Source organism: Bradyrhizobium sp. JR3.5 (assembly GCF_054057015.1).
The window spans coordinates 5672391-5696246 of sequence record NZ_JBSRYV010000002.1 but is presented as its reverse complement, the minus strand read 5'-3'; the positions used below and the strand labels follow the sequence as shown (position 1 = coordinate 5696246).

General features: G+C 65.0%; 23 protein-coding genes and 1 pseudogene. 10 read left to right on the top strand and 14 right to left on the bottom strand.

Annotated elements, in window-relative coordinates; all coding sequences use genetic code 11:
• Positions 1–177: 177 nt before the first annotated feature.
• The 5 genes from ACVWW1_RS44090 to ltnD all read right to left on the bottom strand — a co-directional run bounded on the left by ACVWW1_RS44090 (position 178) and on the right by ltnD (position 5204).
• Positions 178–300: a hypothetical protein gene (locus ACVWW1_RS44090; protein ID WP_456660208.1), complete on the bottom strand. Its 123-nt coding sequence runs from the start codon at positions 298–300 to the stop codon at positions 178–180.
• A gap of 61 nt (positions 301–361) precedes the next feature.
• Positions 362–2053, bottom strand: coding sequence for a methyl-accepting chemotaxis protein (locus tag ACVWW1_RS44085; protein WP_456660207.1), 1692 nt, complete (start codon positions 2051–2053; stop codon positions 362–364).
• 170 nt (positions 2054–2223) lie between these two features.
• Positions 2224–3501, bottom strand: a complete 1278-nt coding sequence (gene otnK / locus ACVWW1_RS44080; RefSeq protein WP_456660206.1) for a 3-oxo-tetronate kinase — start codon at positions 3499–3501, stop codon at positions 2224–2226.
• Positions 3498–4280 carry a 2-oxo-tetronate isomerase gene (otnI, locus tag ACVWW1_RS44075; protein ID WP_456660205.1) on the bottom strand — a complete coding sequence of 261 codons (783 nt, stop codon included), beginning with the start codon at positions 4278–4280 and terminating at the stop codon, positions 3498–3500. The genes otnK and otnI overlap by 4 nt, the downstream gene beginning before the upstream one ends.
• Before the next feature lie 12 nt (positions 4281–4292).
• A complete protein-coding gene (gene ltnD, locus ACVWW1_RS44070) occupies positions 4293–5204 on the bottom strand; it encodes an L-threonate dehydrogenase (protein WP_456660204.1) in 912 nt (303 codons plus the stop codon).
• Positions 5205–5396: 192 nt separating this feature from the next.
• Here ltnD and otnC point away from each other — a divergent pair, with 192 nt between their 5' ends.
• Together otnC and ACVWW1_RS44060 are read left to right on the top strand one after the other, a co-directional pair.
• Positions 5397–6053 (top strand): 3-oxo-tetronate 4-phosphate decarboxylase, encoded by a 657-nt coding sequence (gene otnC / locus ACVWW1_RS44065; RefSeq protein ID WP_456660203.1) that lies wholly within the window; start codon positions 5397–5399, stop codon positions 6051–6053.
• 33 nt (positions 6054–6086) lie between these two features.
• Positions 6087–6368: a hypothetical protein gene (locus tag ACVWW1_RS44060; protein WP_207836313.1), complete on the top strand. Its 282-nt coding sequence runs from the start codon at positions 6087–6089 to the stop codon at positions 6366–6368.
• Positions 6369–6553: 185 nt separating this feature from the next.
• On the opposite strand, the gene ACVWW1_RS44055 is transcribed toward ACVWW1_RS44060, so the two are convergent.
• The 6 genes from ACVWW1_RS44055 to ACVWW1_RS44030 all read right to left on the bottom strand — a co-directional run bounded on the left by ACVWW1_RS44055 (position 6554) and on the right by ACVWW1_RS44030 (position 12100).
• Positions 6554–7258: an ABC transporter ATP-binding protein gene (locus ACVWW1_RS44055; RefSeq protein WP_456660202.1), complete on the bottom strand. Its 705-nt coding sequence runs from the start codon at positions 7256–7258 to the stop codon at positions 6554–6556.
• Positions 7242–7988: an ABC transporter ATP-binding protein gene (locus ACVWW1_RS44050; protein WP_342710448.1), complete on the bottom strand. Its 747-nt coding sequence runs from the start codon at positions 7986–7988 to the stop codon at positions 7242–7244. Before ACVWW1_RS44050 ends, ACVWW1_RS44055 begins: the two co-directional genes overlap by 17 nt.
• Positions 7985–8971, bottom strand: a complete 987-nt coding sequence (locus ACVWW1_RS44045; RefSeq protein WP_456660201.1) for a branched-chain amino acid ABC transporter permease — start codon at positions 8969–8971, stop codon at positions 7985–7987. Before ACVWW1_RS44045 ends, ACVWW1_RS44050 begins: the two co-directional genes overlap by 4 nt.
• The gene (locus tag ACVWW1_RS44040) at positions 8971–9849 is read right to left on the bottom strand and encodes a branched-chain amino acid ABC transporter permease (RefSeq protein ID WP_173641657.1); all 879 of its coding nucleotides are present in this window, start codon (positions 9847–9849) and stop codon (positions 8971–8973) included. Before ACVWW1_RS44040 ends, ACVWW1_RS44045 begins: the two co-directional genes overlap by 1 nt.
• Positions 9850–9946: 97 nt before the next feature.
• Complete coding sequence (locus ACVWW1_RS44035) at positions 9947–11194, bottom strand: ABC transporter substrate-binding protein (protein ID WP_456660200.1); 1248 nt, start codon at positions 11192–11194, stop codon at positions 9947–9949.
• A gap of 87 nt (positions 11195–11281) precedes the next feature.
• Entirely contained in the window at positions 11282–12100 is an 819-nt protein-coding gene (locus ACVWW1_RS44030; RefSeq protein WP_456660199.1) for a putative hydro-lyase, read from the bottom strand.
• A gap of 120 nt (positions 12101–12220) precedes the next feature.
• Between ACVWW1_RS44030 and ACVWW1_RS44025 the strand changes: the two genes are divergently transcribed.
• The 3 genes from ACVWW1_RS44025 (at position 12221) to ACVWW1_RS44015 (ending at position 15453) form a co-directional block, all read left to right on the top strand.
• Positions 12221–13138, top strand: a complete 918-nt coding sequence (locus ACVWW1_RS44025) for a LysR family transcriptional regulator (RefSeq protein WP_176532654.1) — start codon at positions 12221–12223, stop codon at positions 13136–13138.
• A gap of 122 nt (positions 13139–13260) precedes the next feature.
• A complete protein-coding gene (locus ACVWW1_RS44020; RefSeq protein ID WP_456660198.1) occupies positions 13261–14511 on the top strand; it encodes an allantoate amidohydrolase in 1251 nt (416 codons plus the stop codon).
• A 30-nt stretch (positions 14512–14541) separates the two neighbouring features.
• Positions 14542–15453: an NAD(P)-dependent oxidoreductase gene (locus ACVWW1_RS44015; RefSeq protein ID WP_456660197.1), complete on the top strand. Its 912-nt coding sequence runs from the start codon at positions 14542–14544 to the stop codon at positions 15451–15453.
• A 167-nt stretch (positions 15454–15620) separates the two neighbouring features.
• On the opposite strand, the gene ACVWW1_RS44010 is transcribed toward ACVWW1_RS44015, so the two are convergent.
• On the bottom strand, positions 15621–16700 hold the full coding sequence (locus ACVWW1_RS44010) for a tartrate dehydrogenase (RefSeq protein ID WP_456660196.1): 1080 nt from the start codon (positions 16698–16700) through the stop codon (positions 15621–15623).
• A 169-nt stretch (positions 16701–16869) separates the two neighbouring features.
• Between ACVWW1_RS44010 and ACVWW1_RS44005 the strand changes: the two are divergent.
• Positions 16870–17647 (top strand): annotated as a pseudogene (locus ACVWW1_RS44005) (SDR family oxidoreductase).
• Positions 17648–17753: 106 nt separating this feature from the next.
• Here the strand turns inward: ACVWW1_RS44005 and ACVWW1_RS44000 are convergent.
• Entirely contained in the window at positions 17754–18608 is an 855-nt protein-coding gene (locus tag ACVWW1_RS44000; protein WP_456660195.1) for an alpha/beta hydrolase, read from the bottom strand.
• Positions 18609–18696: 88 nt separating this feature from the next.
• On the opposite strand from ACVWW1_RS44000, the gene ACVWW1_RS43995 reads away from it, so the two are divergent.
• A complete protein-coding gene (locus tag ACVWW1_RS43995; protein ID WP_456660194.1) occupies positions 18697–20118 on the top strand; it encodes an amidase in 1422 nt (473 codons plus the stop codon).
• Between the two features lie 6 nt (positions 20119–20124).
• Here ACVWW1_RS43995 and ACVWW1_RS43990 read toward each other — a convergent pair whose 3' ends face one another.
• Complete coding sequence (locus tag ACVWW1_RS43990) at positions 20125–20757, bottom strand: TetR/AcrR family transcriptional regulator (RefSeq protein ID WP_092125037.1); 633 nt, start codon at positions 20755–20757, stop codon at positions 20125–20127.
• Between the two features lie 176 nt (positions 20758–20933).
• Here ACVWW1_RS43990 and ACVWW1_RS43985 point away from each other — a divergent pair, with 176 nt between their 5' ends.
• The 3 genes from ACVWW1_RS43985 to ACVWW1_RS43975 all read left to right on the top strand — a co-directional run bounded on the left by ACVWW1_RS43985 (position 20934) and on the right by ACVWW1_RS43975 (position 23849).
• Positions 20934–21140 (top strand): ferredoxin, encoded by a 207-nt coding sequence (locus tag ACVWW1_RS43985; RefSeq protein WP_456660193.1) that lies wholly within the window; start codon positions 20934–20936, stop codon positions 21138–21140.
• 74 nt (positions 21141–21214) lie between these two features.
• A complete protein-coding gene (locus ACVWW1_RS43980; RefSeq protein WP_456660192.1) occupies positions 21215–22441 on the top strand; it encodes a cytochrome P450 in 1227 nt (408 codons plus the stop codon).
• Positions 22442–22526: 85 nt separating this feature from the next.
• Complete coding sequence (locus ACVWW1_RS43975; protein WP_456660191.1) at positions 22527–23849, top strand: MFS transporter; 1323 nt, start codon at positions 22527–22529, stop codon at positions 23847–23849.
• Positions 23850–23856 lie beyond the last annotated feature (7 nt).

Here is a 23856-nt window from a genome sequence, read left to right as displayed (position 1 = left end):
AAAAAAGAGACGGCTCTGCTGCGAATATGCGCCGGCCGAGCACGCTGTTTCGGCCGTCACGAGGCTAGCGCATCGCTGCTCTGCGAAAATGTAAAGTGTGGTGAGCCGGCCGGCTCACCACACCGGGATCGGTTGCCCCGACAACGATGCCTGTATGGCCGAACCGGCGGCGCCGGATCAGGCGGCGCGAACCGCGTTGAGGAACTTGCCGACTTCGAGCTTGAGGCAGCTGCTGTCGCCCGAGAGCGACTGCGCCACCGACAGCACCTGGCTCGACGCCGAGCCGGTCACCGTATCCACGCAAAGAAAAATGCCCGGCCTGTCGGCCGGGCATTTTCGATGATCAAAGGCGCGCCCGGCCTCAGGCCGCGCGAACGGCGTCGAGGAATTTGCCGAACTCAAGCTTGAGGCGGTTGCTGTCACCCGAGAGCGACTGCGCCGCCGAGAGCACCTGGGTCGAAGCCGAGCCGGTTTCGTTGGCGCCGTGCTGCACGTCGGTGATGTTGGCCGAGACCTGCTGGGTGCCCTGCGCCGCCTGCTGCACGTTGCGGGAAATCTCCTGCGTCGCCGCGCCCTGCTCCTCGACCGCGGCGGCGATGGTTGAGGAGATCTCCGACAGCCGCTCGATGGTCGACGAGATCTCCTTGATCGCGCCGACCGACTCCTGGGTTGCGGTCTGGATGCCGGCGATCTGCTGGCCGATCTCGCCGGTCGCCTTCGCGGTCTGCTCGGCCAGCGCCTTCACCTCGGAGGCCACGACCGCGAAGCCACGGCCGGCTTCACCGGCGCGCGCCGCCTCGATGGTGGCGTTCAGCGCCAGCAGGTTGGTCTGACCGGCAATCGTGTTGATCAGTTCGACAACGTCGCCGATCCGCGCGGCTGCCTTCGACAGCTCGCTGACCCGATCGTTGGTGGTGCGCGCCTGGCCGACGGCATCGCCCGCCATCCGCGCCGACTCCTGGACCTGGCGGCTGATCTCGGTCACCGACGACGACAGCTCTTCGGTCGCCGACGCCACCGACTGCACGTTGGTCGAGGCCTCCTCGGACGCAGCGGCAACCGAGGTGGTCAGTTCCTGCGACCGCCGTGCGGTCGACGACAGCGTGCTGGCCGAGGCTTCGAGCTGGGTCGAGGCCGACGACACGGTCTGCACGATCTCACCGATCATCTGTTCGAAATTGCGGGTGATGGTATCGACCCGGCGGCCGCGCTCGATCTTGGCCTCGGCATCGGCGGCCGCGGCCTCATCGGCGGCCTTCTTGGCAACCAGGGCTTCCTTGAACACCTGCAGCGTGTCGGCCATCGCGCCGATCTCGGTCTTCTCGCCCTGGTGCGGCACGATTGCGGTGAGGTCGCCGCGGCCGAGCGCCTGCATCGGGCTCACGATCGAGGCGATGCCGGACGTCACGTCGCGGATCATCAGGAAGCCGATACCGGCGCCCACGATGATGACGGCACCGAGCATGATCGCAAGCAGCATGAACGCCGATGCGTAGCTGTTCGCAGCGTCCTGCGCCGCCTTGTCGGCACCGGCGTTGTTGAGGTCGATATCCTTGCGCAGGATCTCGTCCGCCTCGAGGCCGATCTTGTTCACGGTCTTGGCGTTCAGCTCATGCGCTTCGTGCGGGACCTTGCCGACCTCCTTGCGCGACAGCGCCATCACCTCCTCGGTGCCCTTCTTGTAGCGAGTCCAGGTGTCGACCCATTGATTGTAGAGCGTCCGCTCTTCCGGCGAGGTGATCATCGGCTCGTAGATCGCGCGGACCTTGGTGTTGGCTTCGACCACCGACGCCAGGGTCTTCTCCTGCGCGAGCTTCTCCTCCAGCGTCTCGACCAGCATGTGCTCGCGGATCACGTTGCGGTAGGTGATGACGCCGGCGCGCAGATCCCCAAGCGCACGCACGCTCGGCAGCCAGTTCTTCGTGATATCCACCGTGTTGGCATTGATCGACCGCATGCTCGTGACCGACAGCAGGCCCATGCCCGCCATTGCGACAAGCAGGAAGGACACCACGGCAATGATCTTGGCGCGGATCGAGAATTTGGCGAACATCTTGAGGTCTCTTGGATATCGGGCTCGCGAGGCCCGATCGAATGGCTGGGGGCGCGGCGGAACGCCGTAGACATCAAAGCCAGCCCCCCTCCTTAAGTAGGGTTAATTTGGTTCACCGTTGAACTACGGAGATATCAGTCATCAGACTGACATGGTGCGCGAGAGGCGCATCAAGGCATCAATGCCAGCGCGTCCGAGAAGAACTCCGGCCCGCCGAAATTGCCTGATTTCAGGGCAAGCACCATCTCGCCCTTTCCAGCGCCGACCGCGCGCAGAACCGGCACGCCCGCAGCGATTTCCGCCCCGACCAGGAATCCCGGGATACCCAGGCGATCGACCACGGCGCCTGAAGTTTCACCACCGGCGACCACCAGCCTGTGCACACCCGACCGCACCAGCCCCTCCGCGAGGTCGGCCATCGCCTGCTCGATCGCATGTCCGGCTGCACCACGGCCATGACGGGATTGTAGAGCAGCCACCTCCTCCGGAGTCGAGCTGCTGGCGATCAGGATTGGACCCGTACCGAGCCGCTCTTTGGCCCAGGCGAGCGCGCGCTGCGCCTCGTCCTTGCCGGCGATCACCCGCTCGGGGTCCAAGTGCAGGACCGGCATCACCTTCTCGGCGCTGGCGATCTGGCGCAGGGTCGCCTGCGAGCAACTGCCGGCGAGGCAGGCGGCCGGCCCGCCGATCGCTGCGCTGGTCACGGCATTCACGGCAGCCGATTTGGCCTTGCCTGCGGCGACCAGCGCCCGCGCCAATCCAAGCCCGATGCCGGAGGCGCCGACCGAGAGACCGTGATCCAGCGCCGCCTGCCCAATGGTTTCGAGGTCGCGGTCGAACACCGCGTCGACGATCGCAGCGCCGATGCCGCTGCGCGCAAGCTCGGCGAGCTTTGCCCGAACGGCCTCGGTGCCGCGGCTCAGCGTCGCCAGATCGACCAGGCCGACCTTGGTGGCGCTCTGGCGCGCCAGCACGCGGACCAGATTGGAATCATGCATCGGGTTGAGCGGATGGTCCTTCAGCGGGCTCTCGTTCAGCGGCACCGAGCCGACGAACAGATTGCCCTGATAGACGGTGCGGCCGGTTTCCGGGAACGCCGGCGTCACCAGCACGATGCTGTCCCCGGAATCGGCGCGCAGCGCGTCCATCACCGGACCGATATTGCCGGCATCGGTGGAATCGAAGGTCGAGCAGATCTTGAACAGGATATGCTGAGCGCCGCGGTAGCGCAGCCAGGCCTCCGCGGCGCGCGAACGCGTCACGGCAAGGCCGGCCTCGATCGAACGACTCTTCAGCGACACCACGACGGCGTCGACCTCCGGCAGCGCGAGATCGTCGGCGGGCACGCCGATGGTCTGCACCGTGCGCAAGCCGGCACGGGTCAGCGTGTTGGCGAGGTCGGAGGCGCCGGTATAATCGTCGGCGATGCAACCGAGTGCGAGTGTCACGGCTTCACTCCGGCATAGGGCTTGAACCAGGCGAGACCGTCGGTGGTCTTGCCGCGCGGATTGTATTCGCAGCCGACGAAGCCGGCGTAACCGAGCCGGTCGAGCTCGTCGAACAGGAACGGATAGTTCAGCTCCTCGCCGTCGGGCTCGTTGCGCGAGGGGATCGAGGCGATCTGGATGTGGCCAATGATCGGCATCATCTCGCGCAGCCGCATCGTGACGTCGCCATGGATGATCTGGCAGTGATAGATGTCGAACTGCAATTTCAGGTTCGGGATCTTCAGCTCGCTGATCAGGTCGCACGCGAAGTTGAAATCATTGAGGAAATAGCCGGGCACATTGCGCGGATTGATCGGCTCGATCACGACGTCGAGGTCGTGCGGCGCGAAGAACTCCGCGGCGTTCGCGACGGATTTGTAGAAGGCTTCGACTGCGCGTCGATCACTGCGGTCGGCGATCCCGGCCATCAGATGCACGCGCTTGACGCCGGTCGCTTGCGCATAGGGCAGCGCGGTCTTCAGGCTCTGCTGCAAATCGGCGAAGCGATCCGGCAGCGCAGCAAAGCCCTTCTCGCCGGCGTTCCAGTCGCCCGGCGGCAGGTTGAACAGTGCCTGTGTCAGCCCGGCGGCTTTCAGCCGCTTGCCGACCTCCTCGGCCGGATGGTCGTAGGGAAACAGGAACTCGACCGCGGTGAAGCCCGCTTTCGCCGCCGCCTCGAAGCGGTCGAGGAACGGGACCTCGTTGAACATCATGGTGAGATTGGCGGCAAAGCGGGGCATGGCAGAATCCTCTTATTTCGCGCCGGGAAGCTTGGTGCCGGTGACCTGCGCATACATCCGCGCCACCGACGCATCGTCGTCGCGGCCCATGCCGGCGGCCGATGTCATCAGGAACATCTGCAGCGCCGCGGCCGAGATCGGCACCGGGAAGCGCGCATTGCGCGCCATGTCCTGGATGATGCCGAGGTCCTTGACGAAAATCTCGACCGCGCTGCGCGGCGCATAATCGCCGTCGAGCACATGCGGCATGCGGTTCTCGAACATCCAGGAATTGCCGGCGGAGGCCGTGATCACCTCATAGACCTTCCTGATGTCGAGGCCCTGCTTGGCGGCAAAGGCGATCGCCTCGGAGGCAGCGGCAATATGCACACCGGCCAGCAGCTGGTTGATCATCTTGAACGCGGCGCCCTGCCCTGCGGCATCGCCGAGCTCGTAGAGCTTTGCCGCCATCGCATCCAGCGCCGGCCGCGCCTTCGCGAACGCCGCCGCGCTGCCGGAGGCGAGGATCGTCAATTCACCCTGCGCCGCGCGCTGCGCGCCGCCGGAGATCGGCGCATCGAGATAATGCCGGCCGGTCGCCTCGAGTTGTTTCGCAAGGCGCCGCGCGATATCGGGGTCCATGGTCGCCGACGATATGAAGACCGCGTCCTTGGCCAGGGTCTCGGCGGCGCCGTCCTTGCCGAACAGGATGGCTTCGGTCTGCGCCGCATTGACGACGACGCTGACGACGATGTCGGCATCCCTGGCCGCTTCGGCCGGCGTTTTCGCGCCCTTGCCGCCGTCGGCCGCGAAGCGCGCGACGGCATCGGCCGAGACGTCGCAGCCGGTCACAACCAAACCGGCGCGCTTGAGCGAGGTCGCCATGCCGTATCCCATCGAGCCCAGCCCGATGACGGCGACGTGCGGTGTTGCGGAACTGGACATGCGGCGATCCTCAAATTTTTACTTGATTGCGCATAGAACGGTTTCCCATCTTTCCGGATCATGCGCGCTTACAGCTTGCCTATCACGGCTTGGCCGCGCTGCCAAAGCATGAGACAAAGCGGAAAACGGATAGCGCCAAGGCCAAATGAGGCGGACGAAACTAGGTGGACGACATCAGGCGGGCGAAACCAAGTGAGCGATACAAAGCTTCGTGAGGACATCTGCCGCTTCGGCCGCTCGCTGTTCGAGCGCGGGCTGACGCCGGGCTCCTCAGGCAATATCAGCGTCCGGCTCGACGACGGCGGCTGGCTGGTGACGCCGACCAACGCTTCGCTCGGTTTCCTCGATCCGGCGAAGATGTCGCGGCTCGACGGCAATGGCCGCCTCGTCTCCGGCGATGCCCCGACCAAGGAAGTGCCGCTGCACACCGCACTCTACCAGACCCGCGCCAGCGCCGGCGCGGTGGTGCATCTGCACTCGACCCATTCGGTCGCGCTTTCGATGCTGCCCGAGATCGACCCGCGCGCCGCGCTGCCGGCGATGACGGCCTATTACGTCATGAAATGCGGCCAGACCGCGCTGGTGCCCTATTATCGCCCCGGCGACCCCGCCGTTGCCGATGCAATCAGGGGGCTGGCCGGGAAATATTCATCGGTGCTGCTTGCCAATCACGGCCCCGTCGTCTCCGGCGACACGCTGGAAGCGGCGGTGTTCGCGACCGAGGAACTGGAGGAAACCGCCAAACTCTATCTGCTGCTGCGCGGGCTGAACCCGCGCTATCTCTCGCCCGAACAGGTGGCGGATTTAACCAGGACGTTCGGGCTCGTGCTGCCGGATCACCCTCACTAGATCAAGCAAAGGTGAGATATGCGGAGAACGGTCATGATGAGGTTCACGGGATTGGCATTCACTGCGCTGCTCGTCGGCGGCCTGGCAGGATCGACGGCACAGGCCGAGCAGACCCTGCCCGACCTGCTGGCGGTACAGCTGCGCGCGCAAGGCTATGCCTGCGACAAGCCGCTCAAGGCCGAACGGGACGACAAGCTCTCGAAGCCCGACAACGAGGCCTGGACGCTGACCTGCAGCAACGCGACCTACCGCGTCAGCCGCGTGCCGGATCTCGCCGCGAAGGTCGAGAAGGTCGAAGAGGGCAAGGACAAGTAGTCCGGGCTACGAGCTAGATGTCGCGCGCCACGCACGCCGCCGTCATGCTGAGGTGCGAGCGGAGCGAGCCTCGAAGGATGGCCACAAGCGCCTGTGGCCCATCCTTCGAGGCTCGCCAGCGGCGCGCCGCGCCGCCGAGCTCGCACCTCAGGATAACGCCGTCGCAAGTAGAACCACTGCTGCTTCTACAGCCCCAGATACGCCTTGCGCACGTCGGGATTGCCGGTGATCTCGGCGGCGGTGCCCTGCATCAGCACGCGGCCGGTTTGCAGGATGTAGGCGCGGTCGGCGATCTCGAGGCACTCGGCCATGCGCTGCTCGACGATCAGGACCGTCATGCCGGCGTCGCGGATGCGCTTCACGGCCTGGAAGATCTCGTCGACCAGTTTCGGCATGATGCCCTGCGACGGCTCGTCGAGCATCAGAAGTCGCGGTCGCGTCATCAGTGCGCGGCCGATCGCGAGCATCTGCTGCTCGCCGCCGGACAAGGTCTCCGCGCGCTGCTCGAGCCGCTCGCCGAGCCGCGGGAACAGCTGGAACACCAGATCGAGCGGCGCGTCGCGGTCGGACTTGCTGCGATAGAGATAGCTGCCGAGCCGCAGATTGTCGCGCACCGAGAGCCGCGGAAACAGCCGGCGGTTCTCCGGCACGAAGGCGATGCCATCAGCAGTGATGACGTGCTGCGGCTGGCCATCGATCCGCTTGCCGTCGAAGGTGACGGTGCCCGCGCGCGGCCGCTCGGCGCCGGCGATCGATTTCAGCAGCGTCGACTTGCCCGCACCATTGGCGCCGGCGACGCAGACGATCTCGCCCTTGGTGACGTCGATCGACACCGAAGAGATCGCAACCAGGCCCTGATAGGCGGTGGTGACTTCACGCACCGACAGCATGACGATCCCCGAGATAGGCAGAAATGACTTCTGGATTGCGGACGACCTCGGTCGGCTTGCCCTCGACCAGCACCTTGCCGAGATTGAGCACGATGGCGCGGTCGACCAGCGGCATCACGATCTCCATCACATGCTCGACCATCAGCACGGTGACGCCGGTGGCCCGCACCTTGCGCACCAGCTCGACGCCGGTCTGCGCCTCGACCGGCGTCAGTCCGGTCAGCACTTCATCGAGCAGCAGCAGCTTCGGTTCGGTGGCGAGCGCACGGGCGACTTCGAGCCGGCGCTTCTCCGACGGGACGAGATCGGCGGCAAGCTTGTCGGCGCGCGCCGCAAGTCCGCAGAACTCCAGGACCTCATAGGCCTTCTGCCGCGCGATACGCATCTTGGTGTTACGGATCAGCGCGCCGACGATGACGTTGTCGATCACGGTCATGGTCTCGAAGCTCTTGACCACCTGGAAGGTGCGCCCGACGCCGCGCTGGCAGCGCTCCGCCGCCGGCAGCTTTGTCACGTCCTCGCCGTCGAACATGATCGAGCCTTGCGTGGGAGGCAGCACGCCCGCAATCAAATTGAACAGCGTCGATTTGCCGGCGCCGTTCGGGCCGATCAGGCCGACGATCTCGCCGCGGCCGACCGAGATCGAGACGTCGCTGTTGGCGACGAGGCCGCCGAAGCGCTGCCAGACGCCGCGGGTTTCCAAGAGCGGGGTCTCCAAGAGCGCCGTCATCGCGCGGCCTCCTTGCGCCCGGAGAGCATGCTGAACACGCTGACGAGCCCCTTCGGCAGTGCCAGCGAGATCGCGACGATCAGCGCGCCGTAGACGATGAGGTCGACGCCGCGGCCGGAACCGCCGACAAAGGACCGCGTCAGTTCGGTGAGCGGGATCAGGATCACCGCGCCGAGCACCGGCCCCCACAGCGTGCCGATGCCTCCTAACACCGCGGGCAGCGCCATCAACAACGAGAACTGGAAGCCCATCACGCTTTCGGGGTCGATATAGGAGACGAACTGGGCGTAGAAGCCGCCGCCGACCGCGACGAGGAAGGCGGAGACCGCCGCCGCGCCCATCTTGGAATTGAACACGACGACGCCGAGGCTCTCGGCAGCATCCGGATTGTCCTTCACCGCCCGCCACCAATAGCCCCATTTGGAATCTTCCAGCCACCAGGTGACGAGCCAGGCAATGCAGGCCAGCACCAGCGCGAAATAGAAGTACGGCAGCTTGGAGCGGGTGAACTGGAATTTCAGCCAGCTGTCGCCGCGCACCGGGATATCGATGCCGAGAGCGGCGCCGGCCCAATCCCAGTTCTGGATCAGCAGCAGCGCGATCTCGGCGATCACGATGGTCGCGATCACGAAATAATGCCCGCGCAGGCGGAAGCAGGGATAGCCGAGCGCCATCGCGATCACGGCGGAGATCGCCCCGCCCGCCAGCATGCCGAACCACGGCAGCACGCCGAACTTGGTGAACAGCAGCGCGGTGGTGTAGGCGCCAAGCCCGAAATAGAGCGCATGTCCCAGCGAGATCTGTCCGCAATAGCCGGACAGGATGTTCCAGCTTTGCGACAGCGCGGCATACATCAGGGTCAGGACCATGATGTTCTGGACGTAGACGTCCTTGACGAACAGCGGCACCAGCGCTGCGATCACCGCAAGGCAGGCCGCCACGATCAAGTCACGCCTGCGGCGTTGGGCGAAGTGGGTGTCCATCACATCGATCCGAACAGGCCACGCGGGCGGATGAAGACGACCAGGAGATAGACGGCGTAGATGCCGACCGATTTCAGCGACGGCGGCAGGATCAGCGCGGTGGTCGCCTCGACCAGGCCGACGATGATGCCGCCGGCAAAGGCGCCGAACACGCTGCCGAAGCCGCCGAGCGCCACGGTGACGTAGGCGATCAGCGCAAACGACGCGCCGACGTCGGGATAGACGTAGAAGAAGATCGCCATGATGGCGCCGGCAAGTCCGACCAGCGCGGCACCAAGGCCCCAGCCGAGCGCGAACACCCGGTTCTTGTCGATGCCGACCAGCGCCACCGCGCCGGCGTCCTCGCGCGTTGCCTCGAGCGCGCGTCCGAAATCGGTGCGATTGATGAAGAAGTAGAGCGCGACGAAGGCCGCGATCGACAGCATCGCGCCGATCAGCTGCGGCTCCGGCAGATAGATGCCGGCGATCGAGATCGTCTTGCCGCCGACCCAGGAGTTGGTGACGCTGCGGTAGTCGGGCGTGAAGAAGAACTGGGCGAGGCCCCGCATCACGATCGCAAGGCCGAAGGTGGAGAAAATCTGCACCATGCCGGCATTGGCCTTGGCGCGCATCGCGAAGCGGACCACCAAGAGGTAGACCACCGCGCCGAACACGAACAATGCCGCGGCGACCAACGGCGCCGCAAGCAAGGGGTCGATCGCGAAGAACGCGAACAGGAAGAAGGTCGCGTACATCGCGATCATCAGGAACTCGCCGTGCGCGAAATTCACGACGTCCATCAATCCGAAGATCAATGCGAGGCCGGCGGCGATCAGTCCGTAGAGCAGCCCCATCAGGAGGCCGCTCGCCAAACTCTGGATAATGGTCTCGGCTGTCACCGCTGCGCCCCAATCATCGCAAAACGCCTGCCTGTGGTAATGGGTCCCGGGTCGCGCTTCGCTTGCCCGGGACGACGGTGAGAAAGTGCCCGAACGATCAGCTGTTCATCGGCCAGATCGCCTCGGAGACGGCGGCCTGTTCCGGGAAGATCGTCACGAAGTTCTTCGCGGTATATTGCAGCAGCACCGGATCGGCGAAATTGTTCTGCCCCATCTCGTCGAACTTCACGCGCCGCCACGGCATGATGGTGACGTCGCCTGGCATGTCGGTGGCGACCAGCGCCTCGCGGATCTTCTCGCCGTCGGTCGACTTGGCGCGATTGATGGCGTCGGCCATCACGATCAGGCCCATGAACTGGCGCGAGGTGTAGTCGTTGAAGTCCTTGCCCGACTTGGCGCGGTACATCTCGTTGATGAGACCGACCATCGGCCGCTTCTGCGCCAGGTCGAGCGAGAAGCTGCCGCGCGAGATCACCCCCTCGAGCTTGTCGCCGACCGCATCATAGGTCGCCTTCTCCGAGAAGCCGGCATCCTGCGCCATGATGTTCTTCGGCTTGTAGCCGAGCTCCGCCATGGTCTTGACCAGCAGGATCGAGTCGGTGGTGTAGCTCGACGGCATCAGCACGTCGGCATTCGCGGCCTTGAGCTGCTGCACCTCGGCGGTCAGCGACGGCGAGTTGGCGCGGTACTTGATGTCGGCCACGATCTTGTAGCCGCGCTCGCCGGCGAGCTTGGTCTGCGCGTTCGCCGAATCGGTGCCGAAGATGGTGTCCTCGTGGAACAGCGCCAGGGTCTCGATCTTCTGGCCCTTCTTCTTCATCGCATCGAAGAAGTCGAACATCGCCGCCGAGAACATCTCGTCGTGCGGCGAGGCGCGGAAATAGTATTTCAAACCGCGGCGATGCAGGCTCGGCGAGGAGTTGTCGGCCGAGATGAACGGGACGCCGTAGCGCTCGCAGGTCTGACTGACGGTGACGGCAACCGCGCTCTGATAGGTGCCGACGACGGCACAGACCTTCTCCTGCGTGATCAGGCGCTCGGTCTCGGCGCGGCCCTTCTGCGGATCGGCCTGGTGGTCGGCGAACACGAGGCGAACCTTGGCGCCGCCGAGGCCGGAGAGGCCTTCGCCCTTGGCGAGCGGCAGCGCGAAATCATAGTTCTTGTTGATGATCTCGGCCGCGGTATTGAAGGCATGCTGCGCGTCGACGCCGATCGCGGCGCTGGAGCCGGACAGCGGATAGATCACGCCGACTGCAACTTCGCTTGTCTGCGCGCGCGCGGCCATCGGACCGAGCGCAGCGGCGGCAGTGGCACCCAGCAACACGTTACGGCGAGAGATCGTCATCGAAATTCCCCTTAGGTCAGCTTGTTATTATCGATGTGATGCTTGTAGCGCGCAGTAAAGCCTCAATGAATTGCACGAATTGCCTATTCAGAGCACAGCCAGCTGCTTGTTCCTGAGATCGGTCACCAGCATCAGGCCCGGCGAATGCGTGATCGCGAACGGCAGCTTCGCACTTGCGATCACCGATTGCGGCGTGACGCCACAGGCCCAGAACACCGGGATCTCGTCATCGGCCACCGGCACCGGATCGCCATAGTCGGGCTTGGCGATATCCTTGATGCCGATCGCATGCGGGTGGCCGAGATGAACCGGTGCGCCATGCACCGACGGGAAACGCGATGTGATCTGCACCGCGCGGATCGCATCCGCCGGCTTGAATGGGCGCATCGACACCACCATCGGTCCCGCGAACGGCCCCGACGGCTGGCAGGCGATGTTGGTCCGGTACATTGGCACACGCAGGTTGCGTTCGATGTGACGGATCGGCAGCCCGTCCTCCAGCAGCGCCTCCTCGAACGAATAGGAGCAGCCGAGCACGAAGGTGACGAGATCGTCGCGCCAGTATTTGGTGATGTCGGTCGGCTCGTCGGCCACCTCGCCGTCGCGCCAGACCCGGTAACGCGGCACGTCGGTGCGGATGTCGAGGTCGAGGCCGAGCGCGGGGATTCTGGGATCGCCGACGTCGGACATGCCGATGATCGGGCACGGCTTCGGATTGAGCTGGCAGAAGCGGTGGAAGGCGCCGGCGAGCTTCTCCGGCAGAATCGCCAGATTGCCCTGAACGAAACCGTTGGCGAGCCCGGCCGTGGTGGCCGTGGCCATGCCGTTACGACAGGCGCGCCGCGCTTCGACGCTCGCCAGCACTGGCTCCCCCTGAGATCGCTGCACTGCCGCAAAAACAGTCATGGGATTCTCCTGCCCATAATCTCGACAAGGACAAACCAACACCAAGCGTGATATAATGTCTAATCGTCCTTTCTAATCAAAATCGATAAATATAATTTATCGATCGGGGATATGCTTCCAATGACGGACTTCCGCTCGATCGAAACGTTCCTCTGGGTCGTCAAGCTCGGCAGCTTCCGCGGCGCCGCCCAGCGGCTCAACACCACCCAGCCGGCGATCTCGCAGCGCATTGCCCAGCTCGAGCGCGAGATGGGCGTCAAGCTGTTGAACCGCGATCACCGGGTGGCCTCGCCGACGCCGAGCGGACGGCTGATGATGACCTACGCCGAGAAGCTGATCGGCCTGCGCTCGGAGATGATGGCGGAGGTCGGCGACCGTTCGGCGATGCGCGGCGCGCTGCGGCTCGGTGTCGCGGAGACCATCGTGCACACCTGGCTGCCGCGGCTGGTCAAGAGCGTCAACGAGATCTACCCGAACCTGTCGCTGGAGATCGAGGTCGACATCACGCCGAACCTGACCCCGCGACTGCTGGCGCAGGAGATCGAGCTCGCCTTCGTGCTCGGACCGGTCTCGGCATCCGGCGCGCACAATCATGTGCTGTGCGATTACCCGATCGGTTTCCTGGCGAGCCCCTCGCTAGGCCTCGGCTCCGGCCCGGTGGCGCGGCGGGATCTGGCGCGGTTTCCGATCATCACATTTCCGCGCAAGACCCAGCCCTATGAGACCGTGCGCGCGCTGTTCAACGCCCCTGACCTGCCGCCGATCCGGCTGCACGCCTCGACCTCGCTCGCGACCGTGATCCACATGGCCAATGAAGGCCTTGGCATTGCGGTGATTCCGTCGGCGATCGTCGAGAACGAACTCGCCGACGGCCGCTTGCAATTGCTCGATACCGACCTCAAGCTGCCGCCCCTCACCTTCACCGCGAGCTGGCTCGCCTCTCCCGACGCGGTCGCCATCGAGCGTGTCGCCCATCTCGCCAGGCAGATCGCGCAGGCGAGCGTGGCGGTTGACGCGATGGAAGCGGCGCGCCATTGAACCAGTGCCGGATAATCAAACGTCATTCCGGGGCGGCTCGAAGAGCCGAACCCGGAATCTCGAGATTCCGGGTTCGATGCTGACGCATCGCCCCGGAAAGACAGCTGAAATGGACTGATGACATGAGCCGAGCCGCGACCAACCTGCAGATCGATTCCGCCCGCCTCTGGGGCACCATTCACGAAACCGCGCAGTTCGGTGCAACGCCAAAGGGCGGCGTGCGGCGGCTGACCCTCAGCGCCGAAGACAAGCAGGTGCGCGACTGGTTCCGCAAGGCGTGCGAGAACGCCGGCCTCGAGGTGCAGGTCGATGCGCTCGGCTCGATGTTCGGCTTGCGGAAAGGGCGGGATATGTCGAAGCCGCCGATCGGCGTCGGCTCGCATCTCGACACCCAGCCGACCGGCGGCAAATATGACGGTATCCTCGGCACGCTGGCCGCGCTCGAGATGGTGCGCACGCTCAACGATGCCGGCATCGAGACCGAGCTGCCGATCTGCATCTGCAACTGGACCAACGAGGAAGGCTCGCGCTTTGCGCCGGCGATGATGGCCTCGGCCGCTTATGTCGGCGACTTCACCACTGACGACATTCTGTCGCGCAAGGACGCCGAGGGCATCACGGTGGCGCAGGCGCTGGACTCGATTGGTTATCGCGGCGATGCCCCGGTCGGCCGCCAGAAGTTCACCAGCTTCGTCGAGCTGCATATCGAGCAGGGCCCGATCCTGGAAGCCGAGGGCAAGACCATCGGCGTGGTCGATTCAGGCCAGGGCGTGCTGTGGTACGACGGCAAGATCACGGGCTTCGAGAGCCATGCCGGATCGACCCCGATGCCGCTGCGCCGCGATGCGCTGGCGACGCTGTCGGAGATCGTGCTGGCGATGGAAAGCATCGCCAGGAAGCATGGCCCGAAGGCGGTCGGCACCATCGGCGAGGCGGTGATCGCGAGCCCCTCGCGCAACGTCATTCCCGGCGAGATCGCCTTCACGGTGGATTGCCGCAGCGCCGACGCCGCGATCATGGACGCGCTGGATCACGACCTGCGTACAGCCGTTATCGAGATCGCCGCGCGGCGCAAGGTAGAGGTCCAGCTCGATTTGGTCTGGCGCAAGGCGCCGACGCATTTCGATCCGAAGCTGGTCGACGCCGTGGAGAACGCGGCCCAGCAGCTCGGCTATTCGCACCGCCGCATCACCTCCGGCGCCGGCCACGACGCCTGCAACCTCAACACGGTGATGCCGGCGGCAATGGTGTTCGTGCCCTGCAAGGACGGCATCAGCCATAACGAGCTGGAAGACGCCACGCAGACCGATTGCGCCGCCGGCGCCAACGTCCTGATGCATACGGTGCTGGCGCTCGCCGGCGTCGCATCCTGATCATCACATCATCCTTCGATGGAGGCTTTCGTGCGCGCAGTGTTTGTCGACGCCAATGAATCGCTCGCTGTCATCACGGAGCGATTGGAGAAGTCAGGCGATCCCAGCATGCGGATCAACCGCAACCCCGACATCAAGTCCGAGGACTATCCGGCCGTGCTCGACGGCGCCGAGATCGCGGTCGTCGATCACACCGCGTTGCCGACCGACGTCGCAAGGAAATGCGCCGGCCTGAAGCATGTCGTGTTCCTCGGCACCGGCGCGCGCAGCTACATGAACCCGGAACAGCTGGCCGAGCTCGGCATCTCCGTGCATCTGATCAAGGGCTATGGCGACACCGCGGTCGCGGAGTCCGCGATCGCGCTGATGTGGTCGTCGGCGCGGGTGATCGCGCAGATGGACCGCGAGATGCGCGCCGGCAACTGGCTGCGCGAAGACGGCATGCAGCTCACCGGCAAGACGCTTGGCCTGGTCGGCTTCGGCGGCATCGCCGCCGAGGTCGCCCGCATCGCGCTCGGCAGCGGCATGAAGGTGATCGCCTGGAACCGATCGCCCAAGAGCCACCCTGGCGTCGAATTCGTCGATCTAGACACAGTGCTCGCCAACAGCGACGTCGTCTCGCTCCATCTGCTGCTGAACGACGAAACCCGCGGCCTGATCACGCGCGACAAGATCGCGAAGATGAAGAAAGGCGTGGTGCTGATCAACACCGCGCGCGGCGCGATCGTCGACGAGCAGGCGATGATCGATGCGCTCAACTCCGGCCACATCCGCCACGCCGGCCTCGACGTCTACAACATCGAGCCACTGCCGAAGGACCATCCGCTGACCAGGATCCCGAACGTGACGCTGTCGGCGCACTCCGCCTTCCGCACGCCCGAGGCGAGCGAGAACCTGATCCATGCGGCATGGGAGCATTGCCGCAGGATTGTGAAGCAATAATTATCGACGTCGTCCTGGACAAGCGAGCGCAGCGAGCGCGATCCAGGACCCATTACCACCGGCCTATGTCATCGCGCAGGGCGGTGGTCAGACCTATCAAGCCAACGAGCATTCGGGGCAATGGGTCCTGGCTTTCGCCAGGACGACCCCGTGGTTGACAGCGCAGCCTAATCCACCATCTCCGCCACCGCCTTGCCGCAGGCCGTCGTGTCGGCATTGCCGCCGAGGTCGCGGGTGCGCAGCGTGCGTTCGCCGAGCGTGCGCTCGATCGCACCGACGATGGCGCTAGCCGCCTGCTTCTCGCCGAGGTGCTCCAGCATCATCGCGCCCGACCAGATCATGCCGATCGGGTTGGCAATGCCCTGCCCCGCGATGTCAGGCGCCGAGCCGTGCACCGGCTCGAACACCGAGGGGAAATCGCCTTCCGGATTGATGTTGCCCGACGGCGCGATGCCGATCGTGCCGGTGCAGGCCGGGCCGAGGTCGGAGAGGATATCCCCGAACAGATTGGAGCCGACCACGACGTCGAACCAGTCCGGATGCAGCACGAAGTTCGCGGTGAGAATGTCGATGTGGTACTTGTCCCACTTCACACCGGGATACTTCTTGGCCATCGCCTCCACGCGCTCGTCCCAATAGGGCATGGTGATGGAGATGCCGTTCGACTTGGTCGCCGAGGTCAGATGCTTCTTCGGCCGCGACTGCGCGAGATCGAATGCGAATTTCAGGATGCGGTCGACGCCAATGCGGGTCATCACCGTCTGCTGGGTCACGAATTCGCGGTCGGTGTCCGGGAACATGCGGCCGCCGACGGAGGAGTATTCACCTTCGGTGTTCTCGCGCACCACCCAGAAGTCGATGTCGCCGGGCTTGCGGCCCGCCAGCGGCGACGGCACCCCGGGCATCAGCCGCACCGGGCGCAGGTTGACGTACTGGTCGAACTCGCGGCGGAACTTGATCAGCGAACCCCACAGCGAAACATGATCCGGGATCTTGGCCGGCCAGCCGACCGCGCCGAAATAGATCGCGTCATGCTTGCCGATCTGGTCCTTCCAGTCGGCCGGCATCATCTCGCCGTGCTTCTCGTAATAGTCGCAGGAGGCGAAGTCGAAATGGTCGAACTTCACGTCGACGCCGTGCTTCTTCGCCGCCGCCTCGATGACGCGCAGGCCCTCCGGCATCACTTCCTTGCCGATGCCGTCACCGGGAATGACCGCAATCCGATACTGCTTTTTTGCGCTGCTCATCGAGAACACCCTTGTGATTTGCCCGGCCGGCAATGCCGCCTATCCTGATGGTCCTGCAATGGACCAAACTTCGCGCGAGCGCAACGCTGCAGTGCAGTGTTGACCGCGGCGCGACCCTGCCCCACCAACTTCGCGGACATTCGTTCCTCATACCAAAGCGAGACATCCCATGGATCTGCATCTGCGCGGCAAGCGTGTCCTGATCACCGGCGCCTCCAAGGGCATTGGCGCGGCCGCCGCCGAAGCCTTTGCCGAGGAAGGCGCCAATCTGCTGCTCGCCGCCCGCAACGGCGAGCAATTGAAGGCGCTGGCCGAACGTCTCCGCTCGGCGCATCAGATCGATGCCGCGATCAGCGTCGTCGATCTGCGCAAATCGGAAGATCTAGCGCGATTGGCCAAGGAAGCGGCCGATATCGACATCCTCGTCAACAATGCCGGCGACATCCCGGGAGGCTCGGTCGACAAGATCGACGAGGCGACCTGGCGGCACGCCTGGGAGCTCAAAGTGTTCGGCTATGTCAATTTGACGCGCGCGATCTATGCCCAGATGAAGGCGCGCGGCGGCGGTGTGATCGTCAACGATATCGGCGCGGCCGGCGAGAAGTTCGACGCCAATTACATCTGCGGCAGCGCCGGCAATGCAGCGCTGATGTCGTTCACCCGCGCGCTCGGCGGCAAGAGCCTCGCCGACAACATCCGCGTCGTCGGCATCAACCCCGGCCCGGTCGGCACCGACCGCCATGTCACGCTGCTCAAGACCCGCGCCAAGAACCAGTTCGGCGACGAGAGCCGCTACACGGAATTCCAGAAGGGCCTGCCGCTCGGCGCGCCCCGCGCATGCGCGCGAGATCGGCGACCTGATGGCGTTCCTGGCGTCCGATCGTGCAGGCTATACGTCGGGCGTAATCTATACGGTGGATGGCGGGCTGACGTCGGGGTGGGGTTAGGCCTTGCCACTTATTTGACGTCATCCTGAGGAGCCGCGCCTTGCGCGGCGTCTCGAAGGATGGGCCACGGGCTGCGTCATCCTTCGAGGCTCGCTTCGCTCGCACCTCAGGATGACGCCGTCCGTTCAAACAACTGCCGGATCAGCGTGGTGATGCGCCCCTGCGGCGCCAGCATCTGGTTCATGATCGAGAAGTGGTCGGCGCCGGCGATCTCCTCATAGGTCACCGGCAAGCCGTAGCGGGCGCGATGGCCGGCGAAATCGGCGGTCTGCTTGCGCAGCAGCGGCAGTTCGGCGCTGCCGACCACCAGCGACAGCGGCTTTGCCGTGCCGCCTTGCTGCATCATCGGCGAATTGCGCCGTGAGGCGGCTTCGTCGAGCCTGAGCTTCTCGTTGAGGTAGGAATGCCGGATCGGCTCGAGGTCATAGATGCCCGAGATCGCCATGCCGGCTCGGACATGGGCGTTCGACAACGCCATCGATGTCAGATGGCCGCCGGCCGACCAGCCCGACACGACGAGACCTTCGGCAGCGGCGCCGAGCGCGGGCAACTGCCCGGCCAGAAAATCGATGCCTGCGTGAATCTCGGCGACGATGTCGTCGAGCGTCGCATCCGGCGCCAGCGTGTAGCCGATCAGGGCCACATTGATGCCGTGCGCCATCGGCCCCTCGGCAAAGGTCGTGAACACCTCCTTGGCGCGGGTCTGCCAATAGCCACCGTGGATGAACAGCAACGTCGGCGCGCGATCGCGGGCTTTGAGGAAATCGATCCGGTTGCGTTCGCGCGGGCCATACCGGAGGTCGAGACGGTCGGGATGCTTCTGCCGCAGCGCCGCGGAGCGATGCTCCCAGCCAGAGGCGATCTCGGCGCTGCCCTTGACGGCAACGCCATTGTTCAACCCGAGGTCCCGCTCCTGCTGGCTCATCGCGCGCCAGTCCAGCGCGGAAAACAACGCTGCCATCCCTGCCCCTTCGGTTCTCGTCGCATTGCCACGACGGCAGGAAATGTTCTACAGCACAAGCAAACAGGAGACATAGGAGCAACGGCGCATGGCTGATCAGGGCTTGGTGAAGGAAACGGCGTGTGCCGTCGTCGCGAAACTGAAAGCCGGCGACGTCACGCCGCTCGACCTGCTGGATGTGCTGGAAAAGCGCATCGCCGAGGTCGACGGCAAGGTCAACGCGCTGCCAACGCTCTGCTTCGACCGCGCCCGCAGCCAGGCCAAGGCCCTGATGCAGAAGCCGGCCAGCGAGCGCGGCCTGCTCGCGGGTCTTCCGGTCCCGATCAAGGACCTCACCGCCGTCTCCGGCGTGCTGACCACGCTAGGCTCGCCGATCTTCAAGGACAACGTCCCGACCAAGTCCGACATCCTGGTCGAGCGCCTCGAACAGAACGGCGGCGTGATCTACGCCAAGTCGAACACCCCGGAATTCGGCGCCGGCGCCAACACTTTCAACGAGGTGTTCGGCCCGACCCGCAATCCCTGGGACACATCGCGCTCGGCCGCCGGCTCCTCCGGCGGCGCCGCGGCGGCACTGGCGAGCGGCACCGCGTGGCTCGCGCACGGCTCCGACATGGGTGGCAGCCTGCGCAACCCGGCGAGCTTCTGCGGCGTCGTAGGCCTCCGGCCATCGATCGGCCGCGTCGCGCACACCCCGAAATTCGGCGTCGACCGCACGCTCGGCGTGCAGGGGCCGATGGCGCGCAATGTCGAGGACCTCGCGCTGCTGCTCGACGCGATGAGCGGCGAGCACGCCGCCGATCCGCTGTCGCTTCCGGTGCTGCCGACATCGTTCCTGTCCGCGGCGCGCTCGAACCAGAAGCCGAAGCGCATCGCCTACTCGCCCGATCTCGGCATCACGCCTGTTGATCCCGAGGTCAAGGCGGTGACCCGCAAGGCGGCGGAGCGGTTCGCGGAAGCCGGCGCGATCGTCGAGGAGGCGCATCCCGACTTCCGCGAGGCCCATGAATGCTTCCACGTGCTGCGCGCATTCGATTTCGCGATCAGCAAGGCCGAATTGCTGCGCACCAAGCGCGACCTGCTCAAGCCCGAAGTGATCTGGAACATCGAGGAAGGGCTGAAGCTCACCGTCGAAAAGCTCGAGCGCGCCGAAGCGCAGCGGGTGGCGATGACCGCGCGCGCGCTTGAATTCTTCGAGAGATACGACCTGCTGCTGGCGCCCGCGACCATCGTGCCGCCATTCCCGGTCGAGAATCGCTATGTCGCCGAATGCGACGGCAAGACATTCGACAATTACGTCGAATGGCTCGGCATCGTCTATGCAATCACGCTGGCCTGCTGCCCGGCGCTGTCGCTGCCCTGCGGCTTCACCGCGTCGGGCCTGCCGATCGGTCTGCAGATGGTGGCCAAGCCGCGCGCCGAGGCGCAGCTTCTGGCCGGCGCGAAAGTGCTGGAGGACATTCTGGGCGTGCGCGGCACCACCCCGATCGATCCGCGATCGCCGAGATAAGGCGTTCTACGCTTTTTCTTCCGTCGCATGCAGCGCGACGGTGAGTGCGAGCTTGGTCTGCTCGACGATCTCGTCCATCAGTTCCTCGCGGCTGATCTGGCCGACCTCGCCGGTGAGCAGGCCCTGTTCGGCGAGCATCACGATGCCGTGCAGCCCGGCCCAGATCTTCAGCGCCTGCCGCTCGCGCAACAGCCCGACGGCCGGCGCCTCGAACGACTCGATCAACAGCGCCAGCGTTTCCATCGCCGCGACGTGCAGCTCGCTGCCGACGGGCGCGCAGGCCATGGTTCTGGACGCGAACATCAACCGGTAGATGCCGTGGCGCTCGAGCCCGAAGGCTAGCGCAGCCTGGGCGAAGCGCGACAGTTTCGAGCCCTTACCGGGCTGCTCGATCGCCTCGCGCATGATCACGTTGAACTGCCGGAATGCTTCCGCGGTCACCGCCTCAAGCAACGCCTCGCGGTCAGCGAAATGCCGGTACGGCGCCGGCTGCGAGACGCCGAGCTGCCTGGCCAGCGCCTTGATGCTGATCGCTTCGGGGCCACCGAGCTCGACCTCGCGTAACGCGGCCTGAATCAGGGCTTCGCGGAGGTCGCCATGGTGGTAGGTTTTCAACGGCTTACGAACGATTTGTCCCATTGCGGCAATGATCGCTGAATTTTCGCTTGACGCGCAAGCACGACGATAATGTAATATGCTATAACTTGGCGATCCGGTTAAGAGGCCGGCCGCCCAAGCAAGCTGGAACTTGCATAAACTAAAATGAGGAACCCGGCGCGCCCAACTGTGCGCCAGAGCCGAGGGAGAGTGCTTGCATGTCCAAGCTCAAAATCCGCGTCGACCAGGACAAGTGCCAGGGTCACGCCCGCTGCAAATCGCTCGCCCCCGAACTGTTCGAGCTCGACGAATACGGCAATGCCCATGAAGTTGGCGACGGGACCGTCCCGGCCGGGCTCGAGGACAAGGCCTGGCTCGCGCAAGCCAACTGCCCGGAAATTGCGATCGAAGTCACCGAGGAATAGCGGCCAACAGGGATGGCTGGGTGCCTCCCGTTGAGCCGGCCAGCGTTTTGATCGAACGAGAAGGAAACGAGCTGATGTCCGATTCCCCGTCCGCAACCTATCTGCCCGAACATCCCCCAGTCACCGACTGGGTCCATGATTTCGACCATACCGATCCGGTCTGGACCGACGACCCGTTTCCGATCTGGGAGACGCTGCGCGCGGCCTCGCCGGTCGTGCATACCGAGCGCTTCCTCGGCTGCTACATGCCGACCACCTATCAGGCGGTGAAGGAGATCGCCTACGACACCGAGCACTTCTCTTCGCGCCGCGTCATCGTGCGCGACGTCCGCCCCGAGATCTCCGCCCGCGCGCCGCCGATCACCTCCGATCCGCCGGAGCACAAGCCCGCCAAGCAGGTGCTGCTGCCGCCCTTCACGCCGGATGCGATGAAGCGGCTGGAGCCGCGGGTGCGCGCGATCTGCAACGAGCTGATCGACGAATTCATCGCCGACGGCCATTGCGACGCCGCGGCGCGCTACACCAAGCACATCCCGGTGCGCGCCATCGCCCACATGCTGGGAATCCCCGAGAAGGACGGCGACCTCTTCATCAAGTGGATCCACCAGATCCTCGAGCTCGGCATCAGGAACGAAGACGAGCTGATGAACGGCGTGCGCGAGATGACCGGCTACTTCATGGCCCATCTCGAGCAGCGCAAGCTTGAGCCGGGCGACGATCTGATCTCGCAGCTGCTGCGGGCCAAGGGCCCCGGCGGCCAGCCGCTGACCGACGAGCACGTGCTCGGCTCGTTGCGGCTGCTTCTGATCGCCGGCATCGACACCACCTGGAGCGCGCTCGGCTCCTCGCTCTGGCACCTCGCCAAGACGCCCGCCGATCGCGAACGCCTTGTCGCGGAGCCGGCGCTGATCCCGACCGCGATCGAGGAGTTCCTGCGCGCCTATTCGCCGGTGACGATGGCGCGCGAGGTGATGAAGGAGACCACGATCTCCGGCTGCCCGGTCAAGGCGGGCAACATGGTGCTGCTGTCCTTCCCCGCGGCCAACCGTGACCCCGCCATGTTCCCCGATGCGGACAAGGTGGTGATCGACCGCAAGGAGAACCGTCACGCCGCCTTCGGCCTCGGCATCCACCGCTGCGTCGGTTCCAACCTGGCGCGGATGGAGATGCAGGTGGCGATCGAGGAGTGGCTGAAGCGGATTCCGGATTTCCGCCTCGACCCGGCCGGCATGGTCACCTGGTCGGAAGGCACGGTGCGCGGCCCGCGTCAACTCCCCGTTCTGTTCGGCAAGAACGCCTAAAGGTACAGGACAGCAGTTACATCGCACCACGCAAATGAGATAGGTTGCCCCGGAATCGCGCCAGAGAATCCGGGGAGGCCTGCCAATGTCCGAACAAACCGCTCAATCCGCGAGCGACCATCTCGACATCCATGACGTCGAGCGGCGGGTCAAGGCGATCTTCATCGGCTCGGTCGGCAATCTCGTCGAGTGGTACGATTTCTACGCCTACACCGCGTTCGCACTGTATTTCGCGCCGGCGTTCTTCCCGCACAGCGATCCGGTGGTGCAGCAGCTCAATGCCGCCGTGCTGTTTGCCGCGACCTTCCTGATGCGCCCGCTCGGCGGCTGGCTATTCGGCTACATCGCCGACCGCTATGGCCGACGGCTGTCGCTGACACTGTCCGTTGTCTGCATGTGCTTCGGCTCGCTGATCATCGCGGTGACGCCGACCTATGCCACCATCGGCATAGCCGCACCGGCGATCCTGGCGCTCGCCCGCATCATCGAGGGCCTGAGCCTCGGCGGCGAGTACGGCGCCAGCGCCACCTATCTCAGCGAGGTCGCTGACGCCAAGCATCGCGGCTTCTATTCGAGCTTCCAGTACGTCACTCTGATCGGCGGCCAGCTCACCGCGATCATCGTGCTGCTGTTGCTGCAGAAGGTGTTCCTGACGCCGGACGAGCTGAAGGCCTGGGGCTGGCGGATTCCGTTCGTGATCGGCGCCATGCTCGCGATCTTCGCGGCGGTGATGCGGCGCGGCCTGCACGAGACCGAGGCGTTCGAGGAGGCCAGGAAGGTCTCCAAGCCGACCGGCTCGATCGTCGGCCTCTTGAACTATCCGCGCGAACTGCTGCTGGTGGTCGGCCTCACCGCCGGCGGCACCGCGGCGTTCTACACCTTCACCACCTACATGCAGACCTTCGTGAAACTGTCGGTCGGCCTCACCGAAGACCAGACCACCTTCGTGATCTTCGGCTCGCTGATCTTCGCGACCTTCTTGCAGCCGATCTATGGCGCGCTGTCCGACCGCATCGGCCGCAAGCCGCTCTTGATCTTCTTCGGCGTCGTCGGCACGCTGGCGACGATCCCGATCCTGACCGCGCTGAAGGAGACCAAGTCGCCCTTCATCGCTTTCCTCCTGATCTGCGGCGCCTGGATCTTCGTCGCCGGCTACACCTCGATCAATGCGATCGTGAAGGCCGAGCTGTTCCCGACCAATGTCCGCGCGCTCGGCGTCGGCCTGCCCTACGCCATCACGGTGTCGATCTTCGGCGGCACCGCGCCTGCGGTCGCGCTCTATTTCAAGAGCATCGGACATGAGGACTGGTTCTACTATTATCTCAGCGGCATGATCTTCCTGTCGCTCTTGATCTATTCGACCATGCGCGACACCAAGCACGACTCCGCGATGCATCGCCACGAATGACGGCACA